This is a genomic window from Nocardia sp. NPDC005998, assembly GCF_040614395.1.
Taxonomy (GTDB): domain Bacteria; phylum Actinomycetota; class Actinomycetes; order Mycobacteriales; family Mycobacteriaceae; genus Nocardia.
This window is the reverse complement of sequence record NZ_JBEXUI010000085.1, coordinates 1-6662: the sequence shown is the minus strand read 5'-3', so window position 1 is coordinate 6662 and position 6662 is coordinate 1. Positions and strand designations below refer to the sequence as shown.

The window sequence follows — 6662 nt, the reverse complement described above, 5'->3', positions numbered from 1 at the left end:
CCGCACGATGGCGGTGCGCGGACCCACTACAGCACAGTCGATCAGCCGCGAATCATATTGCGCAGCACGTACTGCAGGATGCCACCGTTGCGGTAATAGTCGGCCTCACCGGGGGTGTCGATCCGAACCACCGCGTCGAAGGTGACCACATCACCGTTCTCCTTGGTGGCGGTGACCTTCATGGTCTTCGGAGTCACACCCTCGTTCAGCTTGGTGATGCCTTCGATATCGAAGGTCTCGGTGCCGTCCAGCTTCAGCGACGCGGCCGACTCACCGGCCGGGAACTGCAGCGGGATGACGCCCATACCGATGAGGTTCGAGCGGTGGATGCGCTCGAAGGACTCGGTGATGACGGCCTTCACGCCGAGCAGCGAGGTGCCCTTGGCGGCCCAGTCACGCGAGGAACCCGAGCCGTACTCCTTGCCGCCCAGCACGACCAGCGGGATGCCCGCGGCCTGGTAGTTCTGCGAGGCGTCGTAGATGAACGCCTGCGGGCCACCGTCCTGGGTGAAGTCGCGGGTGTAACCGCCCGAGACATCGTCGAGCAGCTGGTTGCGCAGCCGGATGTTGGCGAAGGTGCCGCGGATCATCACCTCGTGGTTACCGCGACGCGAGCCGTAGGAGTTGTAGTCCTTGCGCTCGACGCCGTTGGCTTCCAGGTACTGCGCGGCCGGGGTGCCCGGCTTGATGTTGCCCGCGGGGGAGATGTGGTCGGTGGTGACCGAATCGCCCAGCAGCGCGAGCACACGCGCGCTCTTGATATCGGTGACCGGCTCCGGCGTCTGCGGCATGCCCTCGAAGTACGGAGGCTTGCGGACGTAGGTCGACTCCTCGGCCCACTCGAAGGTCTTGCCCTCCGGGGTCGGCAGCGAACGCCAGCGCTCGTCACCCTTGAAGACGTCCTTGTAGTCCTCGAGGAACATATCGCGGGAGATGACCCGGTCGATGGTGTCCTGGATTTCCTGCGGCGAGGGCCAGATGTCCTTCAGGAACACCTCGTTGCCGTTGGTGTCCGTGCCGAGCGCGTCGTTCTCGAAGTCGAAGTCCATGGTGCCCGCGAGCGCGTAGGCGATGACCAGCGGCGGGGAAGCAAGGTAGTTCATCTTCACGTCGGGGGAGATGCGGCCCTCGAAGTTGCGGTTGCCGGAAAGCACCGCGGTGACGCTCAGGTCGTTGTCGTTGACCGCCTTGGAGATCTCCTCCGGCAGCGGACCGGTGTTGCCGATGCAGGTGGCGCAACCGAACGCGACCAGGTTGAAGCCCAGCTTGTCCAGGTACGGCCACAGGCCGGCCTTTTCGTAGTAGCCGTTGACGACCTGCGAGCCCGGGGCCATCGAGGTCTTCACCCACGGCTTGCGGGTCAGGCCCTTCTCCACCGCGTTGCGGGCCAGCAGGGCCGCGCCCAGCATGACCGACGGGTTGGAGGTGTTGGTGCAGGAGGTGATCGAGGCGACCACGACCGCGCCGTGGTCCAGCACGAAGTCGCCGTACTCCTCGGTGGAGACCTTGACCGGCTTGGACGGGCGGCCAACCGCGCCGTTCGCGGCCGAGGGCAGCACGGCGTCGTCTTCGGCGAAGGAGAGCACCGCCGGATCGCTGGCCGGGAAGGACTCCTCGATGGCCTCGTCCAGGTGGGTGTGCGGCGTCGCGGCAGCCGGACCGCTCTCCGCGTCATTGGTGTAATTGTGGATGTCCTTGCGGAAGGCGGTCTTGCTCTCCGACAACAGGATTCGGTCCTGCGGACGCTTCGGACCGGCGATGGACGGCACCACGGTGCTCAGGTCCAGCTCCAGGTACTCCGAGTAGGCGGGCTCGTTATCGGCGTCGTGCCAGAGGCCCTGCTCCTTGGCGTAGGCCTCGACCAGCGCGACCTGCTCATCGGAGCGGCCGGTCAGCTTCAGGTAGTCGACGGTCACCTCGTCGATCGGGAAGATCGCTGCGGTGGAACCGAATTCGGGGCTCATATTGCCCAGGGTGGCGCGGTTGGCCAGCGGCACCTCGGAGACGCCCTTGCCGTAGAACTCGACGAACTTGCCGACCACACCGTGCTTGCGCAGCATATCGGTGACGGTGAGCACGACGTCGGTGGCGGTCACACCCGGCTTGATCTCACCGGTCAGCTTGAAGCCGACGACGCGTGGGATGAGCATGGAGACCGGCTGGCCCAGCATGGCCGCCTCGGCCTCGATACCGCCGACGCCCCAGCCCAATACGCCGAGGCCGTTGACCATGGTGGTGTGCGAGTCGGTGCCGACACAGGTGTCCGGGTAGGCCTGGCCGTTGCGGACCATGACGACGCGGGCCAGGTGCTCGATGTTGACCTGGTGCACGATGCCGGTGCTCGGCGGAACGACCTTGAAATCGTCGAAAGCCGTTTGGCCCCAACGCAGGAACTGGTAGCGCTCACCGTTGCGCTGGTATTCGATGTCGACATTGCGCTCGAAGGCGTCCGCACGGCCGAATACGTCGATGATGACGGAGTGGTCGATGACCATTTCGGCGGGGGCAAGCGGGTTGACCTTGTCCGGGTCGCCGCCGAGGGTGGCGACGGCCTCACGCATGGTGGCCAGGTCGACGATGCAGGGCACACCGGTGAAGTCCTGCATGATCACCCGCGCCGGGGTGAACTGGATCTCGGTGTTCGGCTGAGCCGACGGATCCCAGCTCGCGATGGCACGGATGTGATCGGCGGTGATGTTGGCGCCGTCCTCGGTGCGGAGCAGATTCTCCGCGAGGACCTTCAGTGCGTAGGGGAGTTTCTCGGTGCCCGGCACGGCCGAGAGACGGAAGATCTCGTAGGAGTTGCTTCCGACCTCGAGGGTGCCCTTGGCGCCGAAAGTATCGATACTTGTCGTCACGTCAGCTCCACTCGTCTGTGAGGGTGGCCATCGGCGGGGCTGTGCCGATGGCCGGTCTTTCCGAGCGACCCGAAAGCGGTCGCTACGGTTACGTCTTTGGAGGGCTCCAGCGCTGGAAGGTACTGGCTCCTCGCGCCTTCGAGCCTAACAGTACGCTTGTCCTGTGAAACGCGCGGGTGCCGTTCGGCGCGCCGTCCGAAGGTGCTGCGACACTCCGTCGCGTACTGTGCTTGCGAGTTGGTCGGGACGACCGGTGGGCAGGCACCGGTTGATCCCGCAGTGTTGTATGCCCGTCGCCTCGCGTCCCGATGCGGCTCGACAGACCGGATGGAAGATGACCGTCTCGTACACCTCGGTTCTTACCCCCATGCGCGCCGAATTGCCGCCTGGTATCGACGACAAGACCTTGGTTCAGATCAAAGAGGATGTGGTCGACAACCACATCGCCACCCCGAAGGGTAAGGATCAGGACGCACTCGAGGCGGTTGTTGCCGACGCTCGGGCCCATGGCATCGAGCTCAGCATCGTGGTGATTCCCGGCAATCCCGGCCACGACTCCAATCTACGTGACCTCGCCACCGAGATCGGCAAGTCCGAGCACGGGACCGTGGTGGTGTTCAGCGACGATTGGGTCGGCACCTATAGCGATTCGATCAGCCGGGTGAAGCTGGAACGGGCCGAGGACTTTTCCAAGAGCACGCAGGGGCAATCGGCGCAGGCGGCGCAGCTTTTCGTCGATCAGCTGGAGCGGCCGGAGACGTTCTCCTGGACCGCGATCACCAGTGTGTTGCTCGTCGGTACGGCAGTCTTGGTCGGCGGACTCTATTGGATCAAGTCTCGCCGGCCTGCTGGGGAGTCTGTGCCGGTAGGGGTCTTGGGGCGCGACGACGACCTGGGCTCCACTTCATAGCGGGTTTCCGTTCAGCAACTTTTCCTGACAGTCGGTGCGTTTTTCCCGACCAAATCCTCATGCCCGTCTGGCTATTTTGCGGCAATGGGTAAATTTCGCGGCTGTATTTCTGTTGCTGGAGTTACATTGGTGAAGGATGTGTCGTACGGTTCGAATGATCCTGATGGGGAAAGAGTGTTGAGAGAGCTATCTGTCAACCACTGAGCGGGATGGTTCGCAGGGGGCTCGTGAGGTTAAGCCGAATCGGGTCCTTTGGGAGGTGCGATGCGCAACGTCGGCGTAGCCGGTTCTCAGCGTCCACTGTGGGTCGCTCTGGGGTTGCTGGTCACCGCGGCGCTATTCGTCACGGCCGGACCCGTTGCCGCGGTGCCGCCTGCCCCACCCAACCCGAGCGACAGCCAGATCGCCGATGCCGGAGCGCAGGTCGATGCCGGAGTGAGCGAGGTCGGCGCGCTGATCAACCAGGTTGCCGCCGCGGATCAGAAGCTGCAGGAACTAGACGCTGTGGTCGCCCAGAGGCGCGAAGCGGTCAATAAAGCCCTCGTCGATCTGCAGGACGCGCGCGATGCCGCCGATGTGGCCGCCGCCGCGGTCGTGGACACCCAGCGCGAACTCGTCGATGCCGGAGCCCAGGTCGAACAGGCCCGCCGCAACTTCGACCAATTCGCGGTGCAGGCCTACAGCCGGCCCGCGGCGACCTCGGTGGTCACCTATCTGTCTTCGGCGAATCCGGACCTCGCACTCGACCGCGCTCAGATATTCACCCTGGTGTCGAAGAACCAGCAGTCGGTACTGGACTCGTTGCGCCGCGCTCAGATCGATCAGGGCAATAGGAACTCCATTGCGCGGCAAGCTAAGTCGGTCGCCGATGCGGCCGCCGCAGCGGCCGAGCAGAAGAAGGCCGACGCCGAGCATGCGGTCGCCGCGGTGCAGGCCGAACAGAATCAGCAGGCCGGACAGCGAGAGGGCCTACTACGCGAGCGCACATCGGCACAGGGACGTTTGGATGTCGCGCGTGCGAATGTGGCCGGGTTGCAAGGACAACGCGAGGCCTATCTGGCCTGGGACGAGCAGCGCAAGGCCGAGGAGGCCGCCGTGCGCGCGGCCGCCGCGGCGGCCGCCGCGCGGGCCGCGCAGGATCAGGCCGCGAAGGAGCGCGCAGCGCATGCGGGTGAGGGTAGGCGTCCACACGTCCAGCTGGACGATTCGCCGCCACCGCGCAAGACCCGGCCGCGGGCGACCGGGCCGAACATGCCATCCATCGGCGGCTCCGCGGCCGTCGAAACCGTTGTCGATCGCGCCATATCGCAGCTCGGTGTCGACTACGCCTGGGGCGGCGGCGATGAGGACGGGCCGACCCTCGGGATCCACGACGGCGGCGTTGCCGACAGCTACGGCGATTACGACAAGGTCGGCTTCGACTGCTCGGGTCTGATGATCTACGCCTTCGCCGGAATCGGCGTGTCATTGCCGCACTACAGCGGCTATCAGTACAACGCGGGCACCCGGGTGCCCGTCGGTCAGCGCACCCGCGGCGACATGCTGTTCTGGGGGCCGAACGGCAGCGAACACGTCGCGCTCTACCTCGGCAACGGCAAGATGGTCGAGGCGCCGCAATCCGGCGAGGTCGTGCGGGTGTCTCCGGTGCGTGAGGGCGGCATCATGCCGTACGCGGTGCGGATCGTCAGCTGACCCTAGGCTGGGGCCGTACGCCGCGAACCCGACGCGCGAATCTGTTGATTTGCCGTGATCTCGGGTCCGGTTGCGGCGTATGCGGCCATCACCTGGAATAGTTGTGGCAGCACGCACAGGACCAAAGCGAAAGCGGGGATGTTGGTGACTTCGACGGACGGTGTGAGCGGGGCAAATTTGGTGAAAGCGGCCGCTGCTCCCGCATCCAGCACCCTGGAGCGTGACGTCCAGACCCTGGAGAAGGCGATATACGAGGTCAAGCGCGTAATCGTGGGTCAGGATCGGCTCGTCGAACGGCTGCTCGTCGGGGTGCTGGCGCGTGGCCACGTACTGCTCGAGGGTGTGCCGGGTATCGCCAAAACCCTTGCGGTGGAGACCTTCGCCAGGGTGGTCGGCGGTTCGTTCTCCCGCGTCCAGTTCACCCCCGACCTGGTCCCGACCGACCTCATCGGTACCCGGATCTACCGCCAGGGCCGCGAGGAATTCGATACCGAACTCGGTCCGGTCGTGGCGAACTTCGTCCTCGCCGACGAGATCAACCGCGCGCCCGCGAAGGTGCAGTCCGCGCTGCTGGAAGTGATGGCCGAGCGGCATGTGTCGATCGGCGGCAAGACCTACCCGATGCCCGATCCGTTCCTCGTCATGGCGACGCAGAATCCGATCGAGAGCGAGGGCGTGTACCCGCTGCCCGAGGCGCAGCGCGACCGCTTCCTGTTCAAGGTCGTCGTCGACTACCCGTCGGTGGAGGAAGAGCGCGAGATCATCTACCGGATGGGTGTCACCCCGCCGGAGGCCAAGCCGATCCTGGAACCCGTCGAGCTGATCCGGCTGCAGCAGGTGGCCGCGAATACCTTCGTGCACCACGCGCTGGTCGACTACGTGGTCCGGGTGATCGCGGCGACCCGCAAGCCCGCCGACTTCGGCATGCAGGATGTGGCGAACTGGATCGCCTACGGCGCCTCGCCGCGCGCCAGCCTCGGCATCATCGCCGCCGCCCGCGCCGTCGCGCTGATCCGCGGCCGCGACTATGTGGTGCCGCAGGATGTCGTCGAGGTGATTCCGGATGTGCTGCGCCACCGTCTGGTGCTGTCCTATGACGCACTCGCCGACGAGATCAGCCCGGACGATGTGATCAAGCGGGTGCTGCAGACGGTCGGCCTGCCGCAGGTCGCGCCGCAGGCGGTCGCGCCGGGCGCCGCGGC

General features: G+C 65.6%; 4 protein-coding genes. 3 read left to right on the top strand and 1 reads right to left on the bottom strand.

The window, feature by feature from the left end; genetic code table 11:
• Positions 1 to 41 precede the first annotated feature (41 nt).
• Positions 42 to 2858 (bottom strand): aconitate hydratase, encoded by a 2817-nt coding sequence (locus ABZ293_RS41830; RefSeq protein WP_355189886.1) that lies wholly within the window; start codon positions 2856 to 2858, stop codon positions 42 to 44.
• 334 nt (positions 2859 to 3192) lie between these two features.
• Between ABZ293_RS41830 and ABZ293_RS41825 the strand changes: the two genes are divergently transcribed.
• From ABZ293_RS41825 to ABZ293_RS41815, 3 genes are all read left to right on the top strand, one after another.
• Positions 3193 to 3768 (top strand): DUF6676 family protein, encoded by a 576-nt coding sequence (locus ABZ293_RS41825; RefSeq protein ID WP_355189885.1) that lies wholly within the window; start codon positions 3193 to 3195, stop codon positions 3766 to 3768.
• Between the two features lie 264 nt (positions 3769 to 4032).
• Positions 4033 to 5460 carry an NlpC/P60 family protein gene (locus ABZ293_RS41820; RefSeq protein ID WP_355189884.1) on the top strand — a complete coding sequence of 476 codons (1428 nt, stop codon included), beginning with the start codon at positions 4033 to 4035 and terminating at the stop codon, positions 5458 to 5460.
• A 138-nt stretch (positions 5461 to 5598) separates the two neighbouring features.
• Positions 5599 to 6662: MoxR family ATPase (locus ABZ293_RS41815; RefSeq protein ID WP_355189883.1), on the top strand; the 1064-nt coding region annotated here is incomplete at its 3' end.